General features: G+C 69.0%; 1 pseudogene. It reads left to right on the top strand.

The annotated features are described in order from the left end of the window. Positions 1-422 (top strand): annotated as a pseudogene (locus TW83_RS18260) (heavy metal translocating P-type ATPase); the annotation flags it as partial.

The raw sequence follows: 422 nt of genomic DNA, 5'->3' as shown, positions 1-422 counted from the left end.
CGGTCTTTGCCGGCGCGATCAACACCCAGGCCGCGTTGCGGATGCGCGTGACGCGCGAACCCCGCGACAATACCATCGCCCGCATCATCCGCCTCGTCGAAGACGCCGAAGACGCGCGCGCCCCGACCGAGCGGTTCATCGACCGCTTCTCTCGGATCTACATGCCTGCGATCATCGCGCTGTCGGCGCTGGTGATCCTGGTGCCGCCGCTGGCCTTCGGGCAGGATTGGACCACCTGGATCTATCGCGGTCTGGTGCTGCTGCTGATCGGGTGCCCCTGCGCGCTGGTGATCTCTGTCCCGGCGTCGATCGCATCGGCGCTGTCTGCGGGGGCGCGGCGGGGGCTGCTGATGAAGGGCGGCGCCGTGATCGAGGCGGCGGCGCGGGTGACGCATGTCGTCTTCGACAAGACCGGCACGCTG

The sequence above is a fragment of the Paracoccus sp. S4493 genome, assembly GCF_000967735.1.
In the GTDB taxonomy this organism is placed as follows: domain Bacteria; phylum Pseudomonadota; class Alphaproteobacteria; order Rhodobacterales; family Rhodobacteraceae; genus Paracoccus; species Paracoccus marcusii.
Note: the sequence above shows the minus strand (reverse complement) of the source record. Positions and strands in the feature narration are given on the sequence as shown.